The sequence below is a fragment of the Streptomyces sp. NPDC058864 genome (assembly GCF_042742985.1).
Lineage (GTDB): Bacteria > Actinomycetota > Actinomycetes > Streptomycetales > Streptomycetaceae > Actinacidiphila.
This window is the reverse complement of record NZ_JBHYMQ010000076.1, coordinates 19144-39924: the sequence shown is the minus strand read 5'-3', so window position 1 is coordinate 39924 and position 20781 is coordinate 19144. Positions and strand designations below refer to the sequence as shown.

The 20781-nt window shown below is 71.3% G+C and carries 20 protein-coding genes and 1 pseudogene; 11 read left to right on the top strand and 10 right to left on the bottom strand.

Annotated elements, in window-relative coordinates; all coding sequences use genetic code 11:
* Positions 1-185: 185 nt before the first annotated feature.
* Together ACFW3D_RS35820 and ACFW3D_RS35815 are read right to left on the bottom strand one after the other, a co-directional pair.
* Entirely contained in the window at positions 186-665 is a 480-nt protein-coding gene (locus tag ACFW3D_RS35820) for a cupin domain-containing protein (protein ID WP_500511701.1), read from the bottom strand.
* Between the two features lie 150 nt (positions 666-815).
* Entirely contained in the window at positions 816-1280 is a 465-nt protein-coding gene (locus ACFW3D_RS35815) for a hypothetical protein (RefSeq protein ID WP_500511700.1), read from the bottom strand.
* A gap of 348 nt (positions 1281-1628) precedes the next feature.
* Here ACFW3D_RS35815 and ACFW3D_RS35810 point away from each other — a divergent pair, with 348 nt between their 5' ends.
* The 3 genes and pseudogenes from ACFW3D_RS35810 to ACFW3D_RS35800 form a co-directional block, all read left to right on the top strand.
* Positions 1629-2984, top strand: a complete 1356-nt coding sequence (locus ACFW3D_RS35810) for an NAD(P)/FAD-dependent oxidoreductase (protein ID WP_500511698.1) — start codon at positions 1629-1631, stop codon at positions 2982-2984.
* 11 nt (positions 2985-2995) lie between these two features.
* Positions 2996-3421 carry a MarR family winged helix-turn-helix transcriptional regulator gene (locus tag ACFW3D_RS35805; protein WP_500511696.1) on the top strand — a complete coding sequence of 142 codons (426 nt, stop codon included), beginning with the start codon at positions 2996-2998 and terminating at the stop codon, positions 3419-3421.
* A 591-nt stretch (positions 3422-4012) separates the two neighbouring features.
* Positions 4013-4612, top strand: a pseudogene (locus ACFW3D_RS35800) (sigma-70 family RNA polymerase sigma factor); the annotation flags it as partial.
* A gap of 103 nt (positions 4613-4715) precedes the next feature.
* Here ACFW3D_RS35800 and ACFW3D_RS35795 read toward each other — a convergent pair.
* A complete protein-coding gene (locus tag ACFW3D_RS35795) occupies positions 4716-5603 on the bottom strand; it encodes a sigma-70 family RNA polymerase sigma factor family protein (RefSeq protein WP_500511695.1) in 888 nt (295 codons plus the stop codon).
* A 227-nt stretch (positions 5604-5830) separates the two neighbouring features.
* Here ACFW3D_RS35795 and qcrB point away from each other — a divergent pair, with 227 nt between their 5' ends.
* The 3 genes from qcrB to ACFW3D_RS35780 all read left to right on the top strand — a co-directional run bounded on the left by qcrB (position 5831) and on the right by ACFW3D_RS35780 (position 9567).
* Positions 5831-7456: a cytochrome bc1 complex cytochrome b subunit gene (qcrB, locus tag ACFW3D_RS35790; RefSeq protein ID WP_500511707.1), complete on the top strand. Its 1626-nt coding sequence runs from the start codon at positions 5831-5833 to the stop codon at positions 7454-7456.
* Positions 7457-7535: 79 nt separating this feature from the next.
* Positions 7536-8486: an alpha/beta hydrolase gene (locus ACFW3D_RS35785; protein WP_500511693.1), complete on the top strand. Its 951-nt coding sequence runs from the start codon at positions 7536-7538 to the stop codon at positions 8484-8486.
* Between the two features lie 229 nt (positions 8487-8715).
* Positions 8716-9567 carry an alpha/beta fold hydrolase gene (locus tag ACFW3D_RS35780; RefSeq protein WP_500511691.1) on the top strand — a complete coding sequence of 284 codons (852 nt, stop codon included), beginning with the start codon at positions 8716-8718 and terminating at the stop codon, positions 9565-9567.
* A gap of 85 nt (positions 9568-9652) precedes the next feature.
* Here the strand turns inward: ACFW3D_RS35780 and ACFW3D_RS35775 are convergent, their stop codons facing one another.
* Positions 9653-10114 (bottom strand): hypothetical protein, encoded by a 462-nt coding sequence (locus ACFW3D_RS35775; RefSeq protein ID WP_500511689.1) that lies wholly within the window; start codon positions 10112-10114, stop codon positions 9653-9655.
* A gap of 120 nt (positions 10115-10234) precedes the next feature.
* On the opposite strand from ACFW3D_RS35775, the gene ACFW3D_RS35770 reads away from it, so the two are divergent.
* The 3 genes from ACFW3D_RS35770 to ACFW3D_RS35760 all read left to right on the top strand — a co-directional run bounded on the left by ACFW3D_RS35770 (position 10235) and on the right by ACFW3D_RS35760 (position 13918).
* Positions 10235-10807 carry a GNAT family N-acetyltransferase gene (locus ACFW3D_RS35770; RefSeq protein WP_500511687.1) on the top strand — a complete coding sequence of 191 codons (573 nt, stop codon included), beginning with the start codon at positions 10235-10237 and terminating at the stop codon, positions 10805-10807.
* A gap of 65 nt (positions 10808-10872) precedes the next feature.
* Positions 10873-11283: a VOC family protein gene (locus ACFW3D_RS35765; protein ID WP_500511685.1), complete on the top strand. Its 411-nt coding sequence runs from the start codon at positions 10873-10875 to the stop codon at positions 11281-11283.
* Between the two features lie 253 nt (positions 11284-11536).
* The gene (locus ACFW3D_RS35760; protein WP_500511683.1) at positions 11537-13918 is read left to right on the top strand and encodes an ATP-binding cassette domain-containing protein; all 2382 of its coding nucleotides are present in this window, start codon (positions 11537-11539) and stop codon (positions 13916-13918) included.
* Between the two features lie 76 nt (positions 13919-13994).
* Here the strand turns inward: ACFW3D_RS35760 and ACFW3D_RS35755 are convergent, their stop codons facing one another.
* Complete coding sequence (locus tag ACFW3D_RS35755; RefSeq protein WP_500511681.1) at positions 13995-15077, bottom strand: aldo/keto reductase; 1083 nt, start codon at positions 15075-15077, stop codon at positions 13995-13997.
* A 183-nt stretch (positions 15078-15260) separates the two neighbouring features.
* Here ACFW3D_RS35755 and ACFW3D_RS35750 point away from each other — a divergent pair, with 183 nt between their 5' ends.
* Positions 15261-16151 carry an AraC family transcriptional regulator gene (locus ACFW3D_RS35750; protein ID WP_500511679.1) on the top strand — a complete coding sequence of 297 codons (891 nt, stop codon included), beginning with the start codon at positions 15261-15263 and terminating at the stop codon, positions 16149-16151.
* A gap of 18 nt (positions 16152-16169) precedes the next feature.
* Here the strand turns inward: ACFW3D_RS35750 and ACFW3D_RS35745 are convergent, their stop codons facing one another.
* A complete protein-coding gene (locus ACFW3D_RS35745) occupies positions 16170-16550 on the bottom strand; it encodes a nuclear transport factor 2 family protein (protein ID WP_500511677.1) in 381 nt (126 codons plus the stop codon).
* A 184-nt stretch (positions 16551-16734) separates the two neighbouring features.
* On the opposite strand from ACFW3D_RS35745, the gene ACFW3D_RS35740 reads away from it, so the two are divergent.
* Complete coding sequence (locus ACFW3D_RS35740) at positions 16735-17088, top strand: VOC family protein (RefSeq protein ID WP_500511675.1); 354 nt, start codon at positions 16735-16737, stop codon at positions 17086-17088.
* Between the two features lie 54 nt (positions 17089-17142).
* On the opposite strand, the gene ACFW3D_RS35735 is transcribed toward ACFW3D_RS35740, so the two are convergent.
* The 4 genes from ACFW3D_RS35735 to ACFW3D_RS35720 form a co-directional block, all read right to left on the bottom strand.
* Complete coding sequence (locus ACFW3D_RS35735) at positions 17143-17349, bottom strand: hypothetical protein (RefSeq protein WP_500511673.1); 207 nt, start codon at positions 17347-17349, stop codon at positions 17143-17145.
* Positions 17346-17945 (bottom strand): YceI family protein, encoded by a 600-nt coding sequence (locus ACFW3D_RS35730; protein WP_500511671.1) that lies wholly within the window; start codon positions 17943-17945, stop codon positions 17346-17348. The genes ACFW3D_RS35735 and ACFW3D_RS35730 overlap by 4 nt, the downstream gene beginning before the upstream one ends.
* Before the next feature lie 81 nt (positions 17946-18026).
* Positions 18027-18773 (bottom strand): SDR family oxidoreductase, encoded by a 747-nt coding sequence (locus ACFW3D_RS35725; protein ID WP_500511669.1) that lies wholly within the window; start codon positions 18771-18773, stop codon positions 18027-18029.
* 164 nt (positions 18774-18937) lie between these two features.
* Positions 18938-20638 (bottom strand): L-aspartate oxidase, encoded by a 1701-nt coding sequence (locus ACFW3D_RS35720; RefSeq protein WP_500511667.1) that lies wholly within the window; start codon positions 20636-20638, stop codon positions 18938-18940.
* Between the last annotated feature and the right edge of the window lie 143 nt (positions 20639-20781).

The window sequence follows — 20781 nt, the reverse complement described above, 5'->3', positions numbered from 1 at the left end:
GTCTGCCTGTTATGGGCGCCGCTGCTTGGGTTTTTTGTGCTTTACTGGGTCTTGGCTGCGGCGCTTGATCGTGCCCCAACTCACCCAACCCGCCCTGGGGTTCGCGCTGACGTAAGCCGCCGGCCCCCGGGGGGGGGGGGCCCCGCGGCCGGCGGGGCGGCCCCCCCCCGGGGAGGGGGTCCCGGTCAGTCGACGAAGTACGAGTCGTGCTTGTCCAGGAACGCGGCGCGCTCCTCCGCCGTCGCGTTGCCCATCTGCGACAGCTTCTCGAAGTACTCCTCACGCGGGGCGCCCGGTGTGAAGAGCAGCAGCATCTCGGCCGGGGCGTCGGAGTCGTTGCGGAAGGCGTGCAGCCCGCCCTGCGGGACGTGCAGGAAGTCGCCCTCCCGGGCGTCGACCCACTTCTCGCCGTCGTAGAGGCGGACGGTTCCGCCGAGGATGAAGAAGGACTCCGAGATGGTCCGGTGGAAGTGCGTCCTGGGCCCGCCCGCGTTCGCCCTCATCATGACGCGGTACAGCCCGTACTCGCCCCGCGTCATGTCCGTGGTCGCCAGGTAGTGGATGCCGTCTCCGGCCTGGCCGACGTTCGGCGGGGTGCTCGCCGGGCGGAAGTTCGCGTTGATCTCGCCGGTGTCCCCGAAGTACACCTGCTGTGGGTACGACATGCCTACCATCCCTTGCTCGCGTCGCGTGCGCCGCGGGGCGCACCGGCGGGGCGGATGCCGGCCACTCCGGCCGCCCGTGACCACGCCCCTCCCAGGGGAGACCGGGGTCCCCGGGCGTGTGTGACAGCACGTGTGACGGCCCGTTGACCGTCAGGAGACGGCGACGACGCCCACCGCCGCCAGGCCGTCCGCCGCGCGCAGGAGGATGTCGTACAGGTAGGTGTCGCCCGCGCGGGGCGTCAGGACCTGCCGGCCCCCAGAGGGCAGGGTGCGCGACACGCTCTCGTGCCTCTCACCGGGCTCCGATCCGCTGACGGCCACGAGCCTGACCGGCGTTCTGCCGATGTTCTCCAGCGTAACGGAGCGGGTCTTCGGGCACGCACCGCTGAGCTCGTCGGCGCAGTGGAAGCGCACGTCGCCGAAGTCGGTCAGCCCGCAGGAGACGTCGGTGGCGAAGCTGAAGTGCGCCGAGCAGACCGCCCCCACGCGCAGGTCCGTCGCGGGCGGCGGCGAGTCGTGAACGTCCTCGGGCGAAGGGGTGTCCGTGCACGCCGTGGCGAACGGCGCGAGTGCGACGGTGCTGACGAGTACGGCGGACAGGAGCGCTGTGCGCACGGGGGCTCCAGGGGAAGGAGGCGGAGGCAGCCGGATGCCGCACCGGGTGGGCGCGGTCGGGCGTGCGGGGTGGGGGGTGGGGTGGGACGGGTGCGGGCGCGCGAAGTCGCCGAGGACGTCGGTCAGCCCGTGCCGGCCCGAAGTCGAGTCCTCCGGAACGTAGCAGACAGTGTTGTTCCTCTCGGCGGGCGGAGGGGGTGCGCACGGCCCTTCAGATGGACCCTTCGACCAGATATCTCCGTATATGTACGCCCTGTGATCACAGCGTTCGCCACTGAACGGGCATGCCCTGTCACACCGACAGGGGCTGCACGGTCTACCTGGTGACGGAGAGAAACAGAGGGAACCATGCGCGAGATCCTGATCGTCGGCGGCGGCTACGCGGGCTTCTACACGGCCTGGGGCCTGGAGAAGACGCTTCGGCCCGGGGAAGCACGGGTCACCGTCGTCGACCCGCGTCCCTACATGACCTACCAGCCGTTCCTGCCGGAAGTCACCGCCGGTTCGGTGGAGGCACGTCACGCCGCGGTGTCGCTGCGGCGCCACCTGCACAAGACGCGGCTGATCGCGGGAAGCGTGACCGGCATCCGCCACGCCGACCGCACGGTGACCGTCCGGCCCGTGAACGGGGAGGATTACGAACTCCGTTACGACACGCTGGTCGTCACCGCCGGTGCCGTGACCCGCACCTTCCCCATCCCGGGCCTGGCCCAGAACGCCATCGGGCTCAAGCACGTCGAGGAGGCGGTCGCCATCCGCGACCGGCTGCTGACGGCGTTCGACCAGGCGGCCTCGCTGCCCCCCGGGCCCGAACGGCGGAAGCTGCTCACCGTCACCTTCGTGGGCGGCGGGTTCTCCGGTGTCGAGGGCTTCGGCGAGCTGCTCGCGCTGGCGACCGCGATGCTCAAGTCCTATCCCGAACTGAGCCTGGGTGAGCTGTCGTTCCACCTGATCGAGGCGCGGGGCCGGATCCTGCCCGAGGTGAGCGACAAGCCCGGCGCCTGGGTCGTGCGCCACTTGGAGCGGCGCGGCGCCCATGTCCACCTGAACACCCAGCTGGTCTCCGCCGAGGACGGACACGTCGTGCTGTCCAGCGGGGAGGAGTTCGACTCGGAACTCATCGTCTGGACCGCGGGCAACGCCTCGAACCCCGTCGTGCACAACCACACCGACCTGCCGGTCGACGAGCGCGGACTGCTCGTCGTGCGCCCCGACCTCCGGGTGGGTACGGACGGCGAGCCGGTGCCGGACGTGTGGGCGGCCGGGGACGACGCCGCGGTGCCCGACCTGGCCTCCCCCGTGCCGGGGGCGCACACGGTGCCGAACGCCCAGCACGCGGTCCGGCAGGGCAAGCGGCTGGCCAGGAACATCCGCGCGAGCCTGCGCGGCGGCAGGGTCAGGGACTACCGCCACAGCAGCCTCGGCGTGGTCGCCACGCTGGGCCTGGGCCGCGGCATCTTCCAGTACAAGGCCATCGTCATCAAGGGCTTCCCGGCCTGGCTGATGCACCGTGGCTACCACGTGCTCGCCGTGCCGACCTGGGAGCGGAAGGTCCGGGTGCTCACCGTGTGGCTCACCGCGGCCCTGTTCGGCCGGGACCTCGTCTCGCTCGCCTCGGTGCAGCACCCGCGGGACGCCTTCGTCACCAGCGCCGCTCCCCGGCGGCGTGCCGAGCAGCGGACGGGCGACCACGCCGCGGTGTGAGTGCCGGGAACATGATGACGACCGGGCGGTGGAGGGCCCTCGACCGGCTCCACCGCCGCGTCGAGAACCGTGTCGAGCGGGTGCTGCACCGGGAACTGGGCGTGAGCGCACGCGAGTTCCACGCCCTGACCGCCCTCCAGGACGGCGCCCGCGAGGCCGAGGGCCAGCTCCACTTCGACGAGCTGGCCGACGGGATCGGGCTGAGCCAGTCGGCGACCAGCCGGCTGGTGACCCGGCTGCGCGACCGCGGGCTGATCACGACGAGCACGTCCGTGTACGACCGGCGGAGCGTGGAAGTCCGACTGACCCCGCTCGCCCACGACGTGCTGCGGGTCGGCGCTCCTCTGCTGGAGCGGGCCGTCCACGACGCCGTCGAGGCGCTCGGCGCCGGGGACACGGACGGCGACCTGATCCGCTACCTCCAGGGGCCCGCGTAGCCCCTGGAGGCAGGCCGCGTTTCTGGAGACCGGCCCCTCCGATGCGGTTCGTCACTTTCCGTCACACCGGTGTTCCTGGCTGCGGAACTTCAACCACGAATGAATAACGTGTCACTGCATTTTGGAACAGCATGGGATCGCGGCTGTGCGATTTCTAACGAAGTGCCGGAAGCCATATCCATTTTGCTCCTTTTGTCCAGCGTATGCTGTGAGTCGACGGTGGGTCGTGGGCTCCTGGCACACACCGTGCGCTCGCCCAAGGCTTGTTGTTGCGGTAGTCGTCGACGAATTTCTCCCGCCTCGTCTGTCACATGACCGGGTCTCCACCGGTCTATTCAGCGGATGTGATGGGAGAAATCGTGACGCTCGGTGATCAGGTCCCATGGAGTGGGTGCCCATATCGCACATCGTGTGACACCTTCGATTCGCGTGGCTGGGGGCTGCCCGTAAATGACCTCTGACCGGATGGGTGACGTCGCCGGCCGGCCGCCCGGCGACCGTGGGGCCGTGCAGGCAGACGGAACCCCGGGGAAGGCGGACGGCGACCCGTCCCCCGCCTCACAGGGTCTCGACGAGGCCGCCTCTGTCTTCATGGAGCTCCAGCCCCGTCTGTTCGGTATCGCGTACCGCGTACTCGGCAGCGCGGTCGAGGCCGAGGACGTCGTCCAGGAGGTCTGGCTGCGCTGGCAGAAGACCGACCGCACCGCGGTGCTCAGTCCGGCCGCCTTCCTCTCCACCACGACGACCCGTCTGGCGATCAACGTCGCCCAGTCGGCCCGGGTGCGCCGGGAGACCTACATCGGGCCCTGGCTGCCCGAGCCCGTCGACACCAGCGCGGACCCCGAGACGGGCGCGCAGCGGGCCGAGGCCGTGGAACTCGCCCTGCTGCTGTTGCTGGAGCGGCTGACCCCCACGGAACGCGCGGCCTACGTGCTGCGCGAGGCGTTCGACTACGCCTATCCCGAGATCGCCGAGATACTGCAGGTCAGCCTGGTCAACGTGCGCAAGATCGTCAGCCGGGCCCGCAAGCACGTGATGGGTGAACGCCGTGGGACGGTGGACACCGGGGAGCACCGCCGCCTTCTCGAGACCTTCGTCTCGGCGGCCCGGACCGGGGACCTCGCCCCGCTGGAAGCCCTGCTCGCCCCGGAGGTCGCGGGCCGCCTGCGCGAACGCGGGGGCCTGTCGGGCGGGGAGACGGCCCGCGCGGTTCCCGGCGCCGCCTCCGGCACCGGTCCGTCGCGGACGACGGATGCCTACGCATGAAGCGCCGCCCGGGCGCGCGACCGCCCCGTCAGGAACCGACCGCGGGGCGGGCCGGACGGGCCGGGTCGTTCCAGGGCCGGAGCTTGTCGGGGTTGAGGACGATCCACGCCTGCGAGACACGCTGGTCGGCCACGTCCAGGCTGATCACCGCCGCCACCTGGCCCTCGTAGCGGGCCACCAGGCCGGTGCGGCCGTTGACGGACTGGGCGGAGAGCGACACCCGCTGGTGGTGGGCGAGCAGCGTCAGCAGATTGCGCGCTACCGGCTCGGCGCCGTGCACCGGGCGGACCAGCGCCCGCAGCTTCCCGCCGCCGTCGAAGAACGCCGTGGCGTCCGGACACATCAGCCGGGACAACCGTGCGGCGTCCTCGCTCAGGCACGCCGTGTGCACCGCGCGCGCCACGGCGTCGTGCTCCTCCGGCGTCACGGCGTGCGACCGGCAGGCGCGGATCGAGCGTCGCGCACGATCGGCGAGCTCGGCGCACTCCGGCTCCGACCGGCCCACCACGTCCGCGACCGTGCCCAACGTCATCCCGAAGCATCCGTTGAGCACGAACGCCGCCCGCTCCGCGGGCGAGAGCGCGTCCAGGGCCGTCAGCAGGACCTCACCGATCTCCTGCTCCAGCTCGACCCCCACCTGCGGACGCGCCGGGTCCGCCACGACCGGTCCGGGGCTCCCGGCGGAATCGGCCAGGCGGGCCAGGCAGATCCCGCCCACCGTCCTCACCAGCCACGCACCGGGCTCGTCGACCGCCGCGCGGGCCGCCTCCGGCAACTCGAACCACCGCCGGTAGGCCTCGTCCACGACCGCCTCGGCCTCCGCCGAGCCGCCCACCATCCACAGCGCCACGTCCAGCAAGTGCCACCGCTCGTCCAGCAGCTCCGCGATCGGCACCGCGTCATCGGAGAAATCCATGGCCCCTGACCTCCCTCACCTACCGCACACGGACACGGCACCGTTCTTCCTGTCCTGCTGGTGAGACCAAGCGGGCCCGGACCTTGTGACATTGCGCCCTGCGCCGGCGACGACCCGCGCCCGGTGCACGTCACAAATTCACCGCCTGGCCAGTCATATCAGTGGAAGGTGCACGAGAGTGCCGACCTGCGACCCGCCATGGGTGGAACATGAATGGTGACAGCGACATGGGCAGCGGCAGCCGGCCAACCGAATCACAGCGGGCGGGCGCCGGCTCGAAGGTCGCGGAATGGTTCCGCGGACGAACGGGCGCCGAAAGCGCATCCGGTCCGTCCTTCAGACAGAAGGTCTTCCCCGGCCACTGGTCCTTCATGCTGGGGGAGATATCCCTCTACAGCTTCTTCGTCCTCGTCCTCACGGGAATCTACCTGTCGTTGTACTTCCACCCGTCCATGACGCCGGTGGAGTACCACGGCAGTTACGCGCCCTTGCAGGGCCGGACGGTGTCCGAGGCCTTCGACTCGACGATGCGCATCTCCTTCGAGGTGCGCGGCGGCCTGCTGATCCGCCAGGCCCACCACTGGGCGGCGCTGATCTTCGTCGCCAGCATGTTCGTCCACATGCTGCGGGTGTTCTTCACCGGCGCGTTCCGCAAGCCGCGCGAGCTCAACTGGGTGCTCGGCTTCTCGCTGCTGGTCCTGGGCATGTTCGAGGGCCTGACGGGCTACGACCTCCCGGACGACCTGCTGTCCGGGACCGGGCTGATGGTGGTGAACGGGACCATCCTCTCCATCCCTGTCGTCGGGACCTATCTGTCGATGTTCCTCTTCGGCGGTGAGTACCCGGGCAAGGACCTGATCGCGCACTTCAACACGCTGCACGTCGTGGTGATCCCCGCCCTGATGGCCGGCATCCTCGTCGCGCACCTGGTCGTGGCGCGACGTCACCGGCACACCCAGTACCCGGGGCCCGGGCGCACCGAGAGGAACCTCGTCGGCCTGCCCTTCCGCGTGTACGCCGTGAAGTCGGGGGCGTACTTCCTCCTCGTCACCGGCATCGTCTTCATCATCGCCTCGATCGCGCAGATCAACCCCATCTGGCTGTACGGCCCCTACCGGCCCGACCAGGTCACCGCGGGATCACAGCCCGACTGGTACATGGGCGTCCTCGACGGACTGCTGCGCGTGATGCCCGGCTGGGAGGTCACCTTCCAGGGACACACCCTGGCCCTGGACAACCTCGTGCCGCTGCTGGCCGGTGCCGGGCTCTTCCTCGCCCTGGGCGCCTACCCGTTCCTCGAGGCCTGGCTGACCAAGGACGGCAGGCGCGACCACCACCTCCTCGACCGGCCGCGCAACCGGCCCGTGCGCACCGCCCTGGGCGCGGCCTGGGTGAGCGTGTACGCGGTGGCCCTGGTGGGGGCCGCCAACGATCTGATCGCCGTCCGGCTGCACACCTCGGTCAACGGTGTCACGTGGGCCGTCCGGATCGGCCTGTTCGTCGTGCCCTTCGCCGTCTTCGTCGTCACCAAGCGATGGGCGCTCGCCCTCCAGCGCGCCGACCGCGACGAGGTGCTGCACGGCCGCGAGACCGGGATCATCAAGCGGATGCCGGACGGTGAGTACATCGAGGTGCACCGGCCGATCGGCCGGGAGAAGCTCCACGTCCTCACGCAGCACGAGCAGTACGCGCCCGTCCGCCTCTCCACGGACGGCAGGGCCGGCCGTGCCGAGCGACTGCGGGCCCTGCTCAGCCGCGGCCTGTACGGGAAGGGGACGCAGATTCCCAAGCCCACCGTGCGGGAATACGAGGAGATCACCCACGGCCACGAGGACGACGGCGTTTTCCGCTGAGGTGTCACATATTCCCCGGCTCCCTTGTCGAAAGGGTGAAGGAAAACGCACGAGAGTGCCGAACTTGGGAGTTCGACAAATGAGCAAGCCCGTTCTCGAGCCCGCGGCCCAGGGGATAGCGGACGCCACGGCGAATCCGCCTTTCCTCTACGAACTGGGCCCGGAGGGTGCCCGCAAGGTCCTCGACGACATCCAGGCGGCGCCGGTCGAGAAGTACGACGTCCAGGAGAAGTGGCTCACCGTGCCGGCCGAGGTGGGCGACGTACGGGTGCGCATCGTCAAGCCCGCGGGCGCGGACGAGGTCCTGCCGGTCGTGCTGTACGTGCACGGCGGCGGCTGGGTGCTCGGCAACGCGGGCACCCATGACCGCCTCGTGCGCGAACTCGCCGTCCTGGCGCACGCCGCGGTGGTGTTCGTGGAGTACGACCGCTCGCCCGAGGTCCGCTACCCGGTCGCGATCGAGCAGGCGTACGCCGCGGCCCGCTGGGTCACCGCCAAGGGAGCGGACGAGGGCCTGGACGCCTCCCGCCTGGCCGTCGCCGGCGACTCCGTCGGCGGCAACATGACCGCGGCCCTGACCATCATGGCCAAGCAGCGCGGCGACGTGACCTTCGTCCACCAGTCGCTCTACTACCCCGTGACCGACGCGGCCCAGGACACCGGCAGCTACCGGGAGTTCGGAGACGGCCCGTACCTGACCGCGAAGGCGATGGCCTGGTTCTGGGACTGCTATACCACCGACCCGGCGGAGCGGGCGCAGATCACCGCCTCGCCGCTGCGGGCGAGCCTGGCCGACCTCGAGGGGCTGCCGCCGGCGCTGGTCATCACCGATGAGAACGACGTGCTGCGTGACGAGGGCGAGGCCTACGCGCGCAAGCTGACCCTGGCCGGCGTCCCCACCGTCAGCGTCCGCTACAACGGCACGCTGCACGACTTCATGATGCTCAACCCCGTCCGTTCCACGCAGGCGACCAGCGCCGCGATGGAGCAGGCGACCCGCGCGCTGCACACCGCGCTGCACACCGACTGACCCCACCACCGGACCGTGGGGCGGGGCCGCCGCGCCGGCCCGCTCCCCGGGCGCCCGCGTGAAACGCCGCCCGCACCGGTGATCCCAGGTGGCACGGAACCGTACGTCCTCGTGCGGCGGCCGTGAGCCACCTCCTCAAGACGTACGGCAGTCACGCCGTACCCACCGCCGGCCTCCGTCCCGGGGCCGGCCGGCACAACCAACACCTGCCTCGAAAGGGCCAACCCCCGTGAACCGTCATGCCCGTTACCGGACCATCCGCACCCCGCTCACCGTCATGGCGACGGTGACCGTCGCCGCCGGTCTGCTCGCCGCGACCATCGGTCCCGCCAGCGCCACCAAGGGCGGCGGCGCGCCCGCGTCGCAGCACCGCAAGCCGACCGTCGTCCTCGTGCACGGTGCGTTCGCCGACTCCTCCAGCTGGAACGACGTCGTCAAGAAGCTGAAGCACGACGGGTACCCCGTGGTGGCCGCGTCCAACCCGCTGCGCGGGCTGAGCAGCGACGCCGCCTACGTCCGGGAACTGGTGGACAGCATCGAGGGCCCCGTGGTCCTCGCCGGCCACTCCTACGGCGGCGCCGTGATCTCCAACGCCGCCCGCGGCTCCGACAAGGTCAAGGCCCTGGTCTACCTGGCGGCCTTCATGCCCGACAAGGGCGAGAACGCCTTCGACCTGTCGCTGAAGTTCGAGGGCAGCACGCTCGGCGACGCGCTGAAGCAGGTGCCGGTCACGATGCCCGACGGGTCCAAGGGCGTCGACCTCTACATCGACCAGGCCAAGTTCCACCACCAGTTCGCCGCGGACGTCCCGGCGCACACCGCGGAGATCATGGGGGCCACCCAGCGCCCCGTGGCCGGCGGCGCGCTCTACGAGCCCTCCGGCGAGCCCGCGTGGAAGACCATCCCCTCCTGGACCCTGGTGGCCTCGAAGGACCTCAACATCCCCCGTGAGCTCCAGGTCTTCATGGCCAAGCGCGCCAAGTCCCACGTGGAGGAGGTGCGGTCCTCGCACGCGGTGAGCGTGTCCCACCCGAAGGAGAGCGCCCGCATCATCGAGGAAGCGGCGCGTTCCGTTCGCTGAGCGACGCCTCCGATGACCCCCGGGCGGGGCGGCGCACCACGCGCCGCCCCGCCCGTCCGTCGCCGGGCGCTCCGCCCGCGGGCCCTCAGCCGGACACGGCGCGGACGCCGGCCGCCCGCTCGGCGCGGTCGATCAGTGCCGTGAGGCCGACGGACGGGCCGGACGCCAGCGCGTCACCCGCGAGCGTTCCCACGTCGACCGCCGCGGTCCCCGGCGCCGCCGGCCGCGGGAACCCGGTGACGACCCAGCGGCCGCCCGCGGGCGAGGACGAGTCCTCCAGCCACGCCCAGCGCGCGCCGTGCACGCTGATCAGGTACTCCCCGACGCAGGCGGTCAGCAGCGTGTGCAGCCGGGTCCACTCCTCCCCGTCCAGGAGGGCGGGGATCTCCCGGCCCAGGCTCTCGCCGAGCACGCGGGCCGCGGTGCCGGGATCCGTCCGCAGCAGGCCGGGAGCGTGCCCGAGACCGGCCAGGAGGTCCCCGGTGCGGCCGCGGCACGCGGCGGCCCACTCGGTGACGTCCAGGGCGGGGGCGGTGTCGGCACTCATACCGGCAGGAATATCAGAGCCGGTCCGACGGGCCGCACGCCGCCCCCACCACCGCTGTCGCTGTCGCTGCCGGGCGATATTGCGTTGTCGGCCTCCGCGGCGCCGCGAGAGCATCCGCAGATGGACGAGCCCGCCGAGATCCTCCGCTCCGACCGGGTCGAGCTGCGCCGCTGGCACACCGGCGACCTCGACGCCCTGGACCGCGCCATCAGCGAGTCCCTGGACCATCTGGTGCCCTGGATGCCCTGGGCCGCAGCCCATGGCAGACATCACACCGCCGGCTTCCTGGCCCGCAGCCACGACGAGTGGGGGAGCGGCGAGGCCTTCGCGTACGCGATCACCTCGCGGGGCACCGTGATCGGCGGTTGCGGGCTCCACCGGCGCATCGGCGCCGGCGGCCTGGAGATCGGGTACTGGCTCCACGCCCGGTGGACGGGCCGCGGCCTCGCCACGGCGGCCGTGGCCGCCCTCGTCGGCGAGGGATTCAGGCTGTCCGGCATCGACCGGCTGGAGATCCACCACGACGCCGCCAACGCGGCGAGCGGCGCCGTCGCCCGGCGCCTCGGCTTCACGGAGGTCGCACGTCTTCCCGATCCGGAGGGGCCCTCCGCTCCCGGCGAGGCGGGGATCGAGGTCGTCCGGCGGATGACCGCCGACCGGTGGCGGCCGCCCGCGCCGGACCCCGCGCGCTGAGGGGCGGCGGGATCGGTCAGGAATGGAGAAGCCCCCGCGAGCGGGCCGCGGCTAGCGTGACGGCCATGGACATCACCATTCACTGGACCTTCCTCCCGCACACCGACCCCGAGGCCTCGCTGGCCTTCTACCGCGACGCCCTCGGCTTCAAGGTCCGCAACGACGTCGGCTACGGCGACATGCGCTGGATCACCGTCGGCCCCGCCGACCAGCCCGGCACGTCGATCGTGCTGGAGCCGCCCGCCGCCGACCCGGGCATCACCGATGAGGAGCGCAGCACCATCACCGGGATGATGGCCAAGGGCACCTACGCACGCGTCGTCCTGGCCACGCCCGACCTCGACGGGGTTTTCGAGCGGCTGGTGGCGGGCGGCGCCGAGGTCGTCCAGGAGCCGACCGAGCAGCCGTACGGGATCCGCGACTGCGCCTTCCGCGACCCCGCGGGCAACACGATCCGCTTCAACGAGGTCCGCTGACCACCCCCTGATCCCCGCTCCTTGCACGGGCCCGCCTCCAGGACCGGGAACGCGTCCGCCGCCCGGTCCGTTCGACGGGGGCCGGTCCGAAGCGGGAGCGGGGCGGCCCGGCCGACGGCTACCGTGGCCGCGGCCGCACCGACGGAAGGCCGCCGGACATAATCGTCCGAAGCCGGTCGGATCATGCCAGGCGACGCCGCGGGGGACCGCACGGCGGTCCCGCACGCACCAGACGGATGGAGAGACGACACACATGGCCAAGAAGGCGGACGCGCAGTCGCCTGCGCCGCACGTTGCCGACAGCCACGATCTGATCCGCGTGCACGGCGCGCGCGAGAACAACCTCAAGGACGTCAGCATCGAGATCCCGAAGCGCCGGCTGACGGTCTTCACCGGCGTCTCCGGCTCGGGCAAGAGCTCCCTGGTGTTCAACACCATCGCCGCGGAGTCGCAGCGGCTGATCAACGAGACCTACAGCGCCTTCGTGCAGGGCTTCATGCCGACGCTGGCCCGGCCCGAGGTCGACGTCCTGGACGGGCTGACGACCGCGATCACCGTCGACCAGCAGCGGCTGGGGGCCGACCCCCGCTCCACGGTCGGCACGGTCACAGACGCCAACGCCATGCTGCGCATCCTCTTCAGCCGGCTCGGCACCCCGCACATCGGCCCGCCCAGCGCCTACGCCTTCAACGTCCCCTCCGTCCGCGCCAGCGGCGCGATCACCGTCGAGCGGGGAGCAGCCAAGGCGGAGAAGGTCGACTTCACCCGCACCGGAGGCATGTGCCCGCGCTGCGAGGGCCGCGGCACGGTCTCCGACATCGACCTGGCCCAGCTCTTCGACGACTCCAAGTCGATCAACGAAGGCGCCATCACCGTCCCCGGCTACAAGGGCGGCGGCTGGAACTCCCGGCTCTACGCCGAGTCCGGGTTCTTCGACCCGGACAAGCCGATCAGCAAGTTCACCAAGAAGGAACTGCACGACTTCCTGCACCGCGAGCCGACCCGGATGAAGATCGCGGGCATCAACATGACCTACGAGGGCCTGATCCCGCGGGTCCAGAAGTCGATGCTCTCCAAGGACAAGGAGGCGATGCAGCCGCACGTCCGCGAGTTCGTCGACCGCGCCGTCGCCTTCACCACCTGCCCCGAGTGCGACGGCACCCGGCTGAGCGAGGGCGCCCGCGAGTCGAAGATCGCCGGGACCAGCATCGCCGACGCCTGCGCGATGCAGATCAGCGACCTGGTCGAGTGGGTGCGCGGCCTCGACGAACCCTCGGTGGCGCCGCTGCTCACCAAGCTGCAGCACACCCTCGAGTCGTTCGTGGAGATCGGACTCGGCTACCTCTCCCTCGAGCGGCCCTCGGGCACCCTGTCGGGCGGCGAGGCGCAGCGCGTCAAGATGATCCGCCACCTCGGCTCCTCGCTCACCGACACCACGTACGTCTTCGACGAGCCCACCACCGGTCTGCACCCGCACGACATCCAGCGGATGAACGGCCTGCTGCTGCGGCTGCGCGACAAGGGCAACACGGTGCTCGTCGTGGAACACAAGCCGGAGACCATCGCCATCGCCGACCACGTCGTCGACCTCGGCCCCGGCGCCGGCACGGCCGGCGGCACCGTCTGCTTCGAGGGCGGCGTCGACGGGCTGCGCGCCAGCGGCACCATCACCGGCCGACACTTCGACGACCGCGCCTCCCTGAAGGAGTCGGTGCGCAAGCCCACCGGCCACCTGGAGATCCGCGGCGCCGCGGCGCACAATCTGCGCGACGTGGACGTCGACGTACCGCTCGGGGTGCTCACCGTCATCACCGGCGTCGCGGGCTCCGGCAAGAGCTCGCTCGTCCATGGGTCCATCCCCGCCGGTTCCGGCGTCGTGTCCGTCGACCAGAGCCCCATCCGCGGCTCCCGGCGCAGCAACCCGGCGACGTACACCGGACTGCTCGACCCGATCCGCAAGGCGTTCGCCAAGGCCAACGACGTCAAGCCCGCGCTGTTCAGCGCCAACTCCGAGGGCGCCTGCCCCACCTGCAACGGCGCCGGCGTGGTCTACACGGACCTGGCGATGATGGCCGGCGTCGCCAGCACCTGCGAGGAGTGCGAGGGCAAGCGGTTCCAGGCGTCCGTGCTCGAGTACCACCTCGGCGGTCGCGACATCAGCGAGGTGCTCGCGATGTCGGTCACCGACGCCGAGGAGTTCTTCGGCGCCGGCGAGGCGCACACCCCCGCCGCGCACCGCATCCTCGGCCGGCTCGCCGACGTCGGGCTGGGCTACCTCAGCCTCGGCCAGCCCCTCACCACGCTCTCCGGCGGTGAGCGGCAGAGGCTGAAGCTGGCCACGCACATGGCGGACAAGGGCGGCGTCTACGTCCTCGACGAGCCCACCGCCGGCCTCCACCTCGCCGACGTCGAGCAGTTGCTCGGCCTGCTGGACCGCCTCGTCGACTCCGGCAAGTCCGTCATCGTCGTCGAACACCACCAGGCGGTCATGGCGCACGCCGACTGGATCATCGACCTCGGCCCGGGAGCCGGCCACGACGGCGGCCGGATCGTCTTCGAGGGCACCCCGGCGGACCTCGTCGCGGACCGCGCCACCCTCACCGGACAGCACCTGGCCTCCTACGTGGGCGCCTGACGCGCGACTCGGCACGGCAACACGACAGCACGACGGCACGGGGGCCGGGGCGATCACGCCCCGGCCCCCGTGGCCTTCAGTAGCGGGCGCTGTGGGCCCGCAGGAGCGGAGAGGGCATGGACGGGCGGCCGTCGACGCTCGCCCCGGCGAACTGGAGCATCGGCGCCAGCGTCGCGTTGTTGTGGGCGGGGAAGTTCAGCGCGGGCGCGGACACCTCGTCCAACGCGTCGCGCTGGGCCTGGGTGAGGCTGAGGTCCAGAGCCCGCAGGTTGGCCTCGAACTGGTCCATGCGGCGCGCGCCGATCAGGGTGGACGTGACCCCGGGGCGGCCCTGCACCCAGGCCAGGGCCACGGCGGCGGGGTCTGCGCCCGCGTCGGCGGCGACGGCTCCCAGCACGTCGATGACCTTGTAGTCGGCCTCGCCGGGGACGCCGACGAGGTGCGTGCGGGTGGTGTCCACCGGCCCGGTGGAGGTGCTCGAGTACTTGCCGGAAAGGAAGCCGCTGCGCAGCGGCCCCCACGGCATTACGGCCATGCCGAGGGCCTGGGCCATCGGGATCAGCTCGCCCTCCGAGGTGCGTTCGAGCAGCGAGTACTCGAGCTGCAGCGCGACGACCGGGGCCCAGCCGCGGAAGCGCGCGATCGTGGCGGCCTCGGCCGTCGCCCACGCCGGCACGTCGGAGAACCCGACGTAGCGGACCTTGCCGTCGCGCACCAGGTCGTCGAGCGCGCGAAGCGTTTCCTCGACCGGTGTGGCCGGGTCGAAGTTGTGGAGCCAGTAGATGTCGACGTAGTCGGTGCGCAGGCGCCGCAGCGAGTTCTCCAGCTGTTGCACGATCGCCTTACGGCCGGGTCCGCCGCCGTTGGGATCGTTCTCGTAGAGGTTGCCGAAGAACTTGGTGCCGATCACGACCCGGTCGCGCAGCGCGGACCGGCCGGCGAAGTAGTCGCCGATGATCTTCTCGGAGTGTCCGTTGGTGTAGATGTTCGCGGTGTCGATCGAGTTGCCGCCGCGGTCCAGGTAGGCGGCGAGGATGTTCGCGGACTCCTCGGGACCGCAGCCCCATCCGTGATCCTCACCGAAGGTCATCGTGCCCAGGGTGAACGGGCTGACGCGCAGTCCCGAGCGGCCGAGCGTGACGTAGGAATCGAGCGACATGAAGGGGCTTCCTCACGGAGAACGGGGTCGGGGACGCCGCGCCGGCCGTCCCCTGGTGCTCCTCCATTCGATCCCGCCGCCCGGGGTTCCCCTAGACCGATCGGCGCGGATCGTTGCACGATCCGCTCAACCTCGCCCCGATCATGTGTGCACACCGGGTCGTTCCCGTGGTCCACTGGAGGGATGCGCAACCTGGAGGAGATCGGCGACCGGATCACACGCCTGGCCGCGGGGAGCCCGCAGCCGCGCTGGATCGAGGACATGGTGGTCTTCGCGAGCGGCCGCGTCACGGAACCGATGGGCACCGTCAACGCGCCGATGATGGCACTCACCGTCCAGGGCGCGAAGCGTTCCGTCCTCGGTGACCGGATCTTCGACTACCGGGCAGGGCAGTACCTGGTCGCGACCGTGGAGCTGCCGCTGACCTCGCAGATCAGCCGCGCCACGCCCACGGAGCCGTTCATCGGCTTCGGCCTTCCGCTGCGGTCGGCGGTCATCGCGCAGCTGCTGCTCGAGGCTGTCCCCGTCCCGGCACTCCCGTACGAGGGCCCGGGCCTGGCCACCAGCGACGCCGACGACCGGCTGCTGGACGCGGTCCTCCGGCTGCTGCGCCTGCTGGACGAGCCCCGTGACGTGCCCGTACTGGCTCCCGGGGTGCGACGCGAGATCCACTGGCGGCTGCTGAACGGGCCGCAGGGAGCGCTGATCCGGCAGATCGGACGCGCGGACAGCCGCATGTCGCTCGTGGCCCGCGCGATCGAGTGGATCAAGGCTCACCACGACCAGGTCATCAGGATCGACGAGGTCGCCCGCGAGGTCGGTATGAGCGTCTCGTCGCTGAACCGGCACTTCCGTGCCGTGACCGCCATGAGCCCGCTGCAGTTCCAGAAGCAGATCCGCCTGCAGAAGGCCCGCCTGCAACTGATCGCGGCACCGGACGATGTCGCCGCGGTCGGTCACGCCGTCGGGTACGACAGCCCCTCGCAGTTCAGCCGCGAGTACCGCCGCATGTTCGGAGCCCCGCCGGGCCGGGACGCGGCCCGACTGCAGACCGCGGCGGTCGTCCGGGAGTAGGGACCCCCGCCGGCCGCCTCACGTGTCGTAGAAGCGGTCCCTCGCGGACCGGATCCTGCCGTCCTCGAGATAGAGGACCGACACGATGTCGTACACCTCGAGCGGCCTCCCGTCGGCATCCAGCAGCTTGTCGGTCCTGCGCACGGACACGGCGTTCCCCTCGGTCCGGATGTCGCGCACCTCCATGCTGAGACCGCTCGCGCGGAAGGTCTCGAGGGCGCGGCGCAGATCCCCGAGGAGGGCGTCCAGGCCGTCCACGGGGTGGTCGTTGAAGATGACGGACTGCCAGTTGACGTCGGGATGCAGGAACCGCCGGCAGGCCGCCACGGCGTCGTCGTAGGCGGGCCCGAACTCCGCGTAGAAACTCCGGACCGTCTCCGCGGGCGAAGCATTGCTCATGTCCTGGATTCCTTCTCGGTGCGGATTCGTCCGGTGCGCCGAGTGTTTCAGAAAGGCGTCCGCTCGCTCCACGAGCCTGTACCTCCCAACTGGTAGGCACAGCCTCGGAGGTGGTGGACCGAGACGGCAGGCCGGGTCCGCGCGGGTCCGGGAGATCCGGTCACCGTCCTGGCAGGATGGCGTCATGGAACGTGTGCTTGGAATCGGCGGACACTTCGTGCGTGCGGCCGACCCGGCGGCCCTGGGTGCCTGGTACCGCGACTGCCTGGGTCTGGACGCCGATCGGAACGGCCTGTGGACCCAGGAGGCCGGGCCCACGGTCTTCGCGGCCTTCGAGTCCGGGACCGACTACTTCGGGTCCCGCACCCAGCAGACCATGCTCAACTTCCGGGTGCGCGACCTGGACGCGATGCTCGCGCAACTGCGCGCCAAGGGCGCGGACGTGGCCGCGGAGACCCAGGACATGGACGGTGTCGGCCGCTTCGGCTGGGTCACCGACCCGGAGGGCAACCGGATCGAGCTGTGGCAGCCCGCGTGACGGTACCTTCACCCGGGCACCGACCGCCGGCGCCCGGGTTCACGACGTCGGCGCTCAGCGGTCCTCGCCCGGGTCCTGCCCGGGGAGGAGACCGGAGGCGCGGAGGCCGTCGAGGGCCTCCGCGACCGAGGTCATGCGGTCGGCGACGTCGGCGAGTTCGCGGCGCAGCTCGATGACCCGCAGTTCCAGGGCGACGGCCTGGGCGGTGAGGGTCAGCGCGGCGGCCGAGACGTCGGGGCGGCGGTCGGCGGGTCGGGTCATGACAGGGCCTCCGGTCCGAGTTGCAGCGCGGAGACGCTGAGTTCGAGCCGCACCTTGTCGCTGAGCAGGACGCCGCCGCCCTTCAGGGGGACGTTCCAGTTCAGGCCCCAGTCGGAACGCCGGAAGGTGGCCGAGCCCTCGAAGCCGGTCCGCCGCCTACCGTCGGCGTGGCGGACGGTGCCGCCGTGGTCGAGGTCCAGATGCAGCGGCAGTTCGACGTCCTTGATCCTCAGGTTCCCCGTCATGCGGAAGGCGTCCCCGCCCAGGGGGACGACCGCGGTGGAGCGGAAGACCATGAGGGGAAAGGTCGCGGAGTCCAGGAAGTCGGGGCCGGAGACGTGGGAGTCCCGCTCCCGGACGCCCGTGTCGAGGCTTCCGGTCTGCACGCTGACATGGGCCTCGGAGCGGGCCGGCCGGAGCGCGTCGAGCCGCAGGAACCCCTCGAAGGCCGTGAATCTTCCCCGTACGTTGGTGACCATGGCGTGCCGGACGGAGAAGCCGACCGCGCTGTGGACCGGGTCGATGACGTACGCGCCGGTCAGTCCCTCCTGCGGACGGGCGCCTGGGACGGTGGTTTCCGCGCAATTCCTGGGCATGGCGGGTCGACCTCTTCGTACGGGTGGGTCTCGGGGGCTGCGGGTGGCCCCTGCCGGCGGGCAGGGGCCACCCGCGGGGCGTCACCGCTGCTGCGCGAACCAGTCGGCGAAGCGGGTCGCGGCCAGCTGCGCGCCGGGACCGGGGACGAGGGAGCCGTCCTCCAGCTCGGAGCCGTAGTAGCGGGCGTGCGGGTCCGCGACGACCTTGCGGGGGTCGTTCTGGGCGGTGAGCACGTCACGGATCAGCTCGTCGAAGCGGAACACGTCCGGGCCGGCGATCTCCACCACGCCGTTGAGGGGCGTGCCGACCGCGGTGCGGGCGACGGCCGTGGCCACGTCGTCGGAGTAGATGGGCTGGAACTTGACGGGCGGGATGCGCACCGTGTCGCCCTCGGTCCCCGCGTCCGCGATGCCGTTCGCGAACTCGAAGAACTGCGTGGCGTGGACGAGGGAGTAGGGCATGCCCGACGCCTTGATCAGCTCCTCCTGGGCCAGCTTCGCGCGGAAGTAGCCGTTGTCCGGGAGCCGGTCGGTGCCGACGATGGACAGCGCGACGTGGTGGGTGACACCGGCCTCGGCGTTCGCCTTCATGAGGTTGCCGGTGCAGGTGCGGAAGAAGTTCATCACGGCCTCGTCCTCCCACGAGGGCGAGTTGGAGACGTCGACCACGACCTGCGCGCCCTCCAGGGCCTCGGCGAGGCCCTCGCCGGTCAGGGTGTTGACGCCGGTGTTGGGGGAGGCCGCGACGGCCTCGTGCCCGTGCTCGTTGAGCTTGACTACGACCTTCGAGCCGATCAGCCCGGTTCCGCCGATGACTACGACCTTCATGATGGAGTCCTCTCGGGTGTTCTCGTGCGCGGGGCGCACGGTGCGGTGACTCGCCCACCGGCACCGGCAGGTACGCGTCCGCCGGTATTGACCGGGCGGCGGGGCGGTTTGTGACAGGGGCCCGGCGTGGCGGGCCCCGGTTCCTCACGAGGCGCGGAGGGCCGCTACTCGACGAGCTTGCCCTCGGTGGAGACGTCCTGCATCAGGGCGGCGATCTCCTCGGGGACGGCCGGGATGCTCTCGCGGGTGACGCCGGTCGTGGGGGACCAGACGAGGTTGACCCGCAGCGCGGGGTCCGTCCCGGGGTGGTCGCTGCGGTTGTGGCAGCCGCGTGTCTCGCGCCGCTCCAGCGCCGACTCCAGCGTGGCGCGCGCCGCCAGGGCGGCGGACTTGAGGTCGAAGGCGTGTGCGAGGTCCTGGTAGCCGGCGATGTCGGGGTGGATACCGACCGACTCCATCCGCTTCTCGATGGCGTCGAGCTCCGCCAGGCCCGCGCGCAGGCCCTCCTCGTCGCGTACGACGCCCGCGTGCTCGGTCATGGTGTTGCGGATGGCGCGCTGCAGGGCGCGGACGTTCTCCGGCCCGTCCGCCGCGAGCAGGTCGTCGACCTCCGCGCGGGCCCGCGCGATCGCCGCGGCGGAGCGCGGCAGCGAGGTCAGCCCCAGCGAGTAGGCGGCGGCCGCCTGAGCCGTGATGCGGCCGAAGACCAGCAGCTCGATGAGGCTGTTGCCGCCCAGGCGGTTCGCGCCGTGCAGGCCGCTGGACGCCTCGCCGATGGCGTACAGGCCGCGGACGTCGGTGCTGTGGTCCTCGGGCCGTACCCAGACGCCGCCCATCGAGTAGTGCGCGGTGGGCGCGATCTCGATCGGGTCGCGGGTGATGTCCAGCATCTGCAGGTCCAGCAGCGTCTGGTAGACCCGGGGGAGCCGGTTCATGATCGTCTGCCGCGGGAGGTGGGAGACGTCGAGCCACACGGCGCCCTTGGGGGTGCCGCGGCCCTCCTTGATCTCCGTGTACGAGGCGAGGGCGACGCGGTCGCGGGTGGACAGCTCCATCCGCTCGGGGTCGTAGCGGCTCATGAAGCGTTCGCCGAGCGCGTTGCGCAGGATGCCGCCCTCACCGCGGGCCGCCTCGCTGACGAGCGTGCCTGCCGCGTTCTCCGGCTCGATGATGCCGGAGGGGTGGAACTGGACGAGCTCGGCGTCGCGCAGCCGGGCGCCGGCCTCCACGGCCAGGCGGAACGAGTCACCGGTGTTCTCGTCGCGCCGGGAGGAGGTGCGCCGCCAGATCCGGGTGTGACCGCCGGCCGCGAGGATGACGGCGTCGGCGTGGATGAGGTAGCGCGTGCCGTCGGTGAGGTCGAAGCCGTACGCGCCGAACACGGCGCCGTCGTGCTCGAGGATGCGGGTGATGTAGACGCCTTCGAGCACCGGGATGCCGAGCTGCTCGGCCCGCCGGACGAGGGTGCGCTGGATCTCCAGGCCGGTGTAGTCGCCGGCGAAGGCGGTGCGGCGGTACTTGTGCGCGCCGAAGAAGCGCTGCGAGATCCGGCCGTCCTCCTCCCTGGCGAAGGCCATGCCGTACCGCTCGAGGTCGTCGATGCCCCGGGCCGCGCCCCGGGTGACGATCTCCACGGTGCGGGGGTCGGCCAGGAGGTAGCTCTCCTTGAGCGTGTCCGCGGCGTGCTGCTGCCAGCTGTCCTCGGGGTCCATGGTGGCGAGCGCGGCGTTGATGCCCCCGGCCGCCAGGGCGGTGTGGGCGTCGTCCTTGGGGCGCTTGCCGACCGCCAGGACGTCGACTCCGGCCTCCGCCAGTTCGATCGACGCTCGCAGTCCTGCTCCTCCGGTACCGATCACCAGCACCATGGTGGAAATGTGTTGTTCAGTGAGGGCCACGGTCCGCTCCGATCGCCTGGGTTGTCACTCAGTACGACCGGGCGGTCGCGCCATCTGTGACACCGTCCCCAGCCCTCCGCCGAACGGGTGAAAGGGCACGCGAACGGGCGTGG

What these genes read in the sequence shown, in the direction of transcription:
- ACFW3D_RS35820 (WP_500511701.1), bottom strand. Translation starts at nt 665, where the DNA reads ATGTCGTACCCACAGCAGGTGTACTTCGGGGACACCGGCGAGATCAAC.
- ACFW3D_RS35775 (WP_500511689.1), bottom strand. Translation starts at nt 10,114, where the DNA reads ATGAGTGCCGACACCGCCCCCGCCCTGGACGTCACCGAGTGGGCCGCC.
- ACFW3D_RS35760 (WP_500511683.1), top strand. Translation starts at nt 11,537, where the DNA reads ATGGCCAAGAAGGCGGACGCGCAGTCGCCTGCGCCGCACGTTGCCGAC.
- ACFW3D_RS35720 (WP_500511667.1), bottom strand. Translation starts at nt 20,638, where the DNA reads ATGGTGCTGGTGATCGGTACCGGAGGAGCAGGACTGCGAGCGTCGATC.
- ACFW3D_RS35785 (WP_500511693.1), top strand. Translation starts at nt 7,536, where the DNA reads ATGAGCAAGCCCGTTCTCGAGCCCGCGGCCCAGGGGATAGCGGACGCC.
- ACFW3D_RS35810 (WP_500511698.1), top strand. Translation starts at nt 1,629, where the DNA reads ATGCGCGAGATCCTGATCGTCGGCGGCGGCTACGCGGGCTTCTACACG.
- ACFW3D_RS35750 (WP_500511679.1), top strand. Translation starts at nt 15,261, where the DNA reads ATGCGCAACCTGGAGGAGATCGGCGACCGGATCACACGCCTGGCCGCG.
- ACFW3D_RS35770 (WP_500511687.1), top strand. Translation starts at nt 10,235, where the DNA reads ATGGACGAGCCCGCCGAGATCCTCCGCTCCGACCGGGTCGAGCTGCGC.
- ACFW3D_RS35735 (WP_500511673.1), bottom strand. Translation starts at nt 17,349, where the DNA reads ATGACCCGACCCGCCGACCGCCGCCCCGACGTCTCGGCCGCCGCGCTG.
- ACFW3D_RS35725 (WP_500511669.1), bottom strand. Translation starts at nt 18,773, where the DNA reads ATGAAGGTCGTAGTCATCGGCGGAACCGGGCTGATCGGCTCGAAGGTC.
- ACFW3D_RS35755 (WP_500511681.1), bottom strand. Translation starts at nt 15,077, where the DNA reads ATGTCGCTCGATTCCTACGTCACGCTCGGCCGCTCGGGACTGCGCGTC.
- ACFW3D_RS35740 (WP_500511675.1), top strand. Translation starts at nt 16,735, where the DNA reads ATGGAACGTGTGCTTGGAATCGGCGGACACTTCGTGCGTGCGGCCGAC.
- ACFW3D_RS35765 (WP_500511685.1), top strand. Translation starts at nt 10,873, where the DNA reads ATGGACATCACCATTCACTGGACCTTCCTCCCGCACACCGACCCCGAG.
- ACFW3D_RS35730 (WP_500511671.1), bottom strand. Translation starts at nt 17,945, where the DNA reads ATGCCCAGGAATTGCGCGGAAACCACCGTCCCAGGCGCCCGTCCGCAG.
- ACFW3D_RS35805 (WP_500511696.1), top strand. Translation starts at nt 2,996, where the DNA reads ATGATGACGACCGGGCGGTGGAGGGCCCTCGACCGGCTCCACCGCCGC.
- qcrB (WP_500511707.1), top strand. Translation starts at nt 5,831, where the DNA reads ATGGGCAGCGGCAGCCGGCCAACCGAATCACAGCGGGCGGGCGCCGGC.
- ACFW3D_RS35795 (WP_500511695.1), bottom strand. Translation starts at nt 5,603, where the DNA reads ATGGATTTCTCCGATGACGCGGTGCCGATCGCGGAGCTGCTGGACGAG.
- ACFW3D_RS35745 (WP_500511677.1), bottom strand. Translation starts at nt 16,550, where the DNA reads ATGAGCAATGCTTCGCCCGCGGAGACGGTCCGGAGTTTCTACGCGGAG.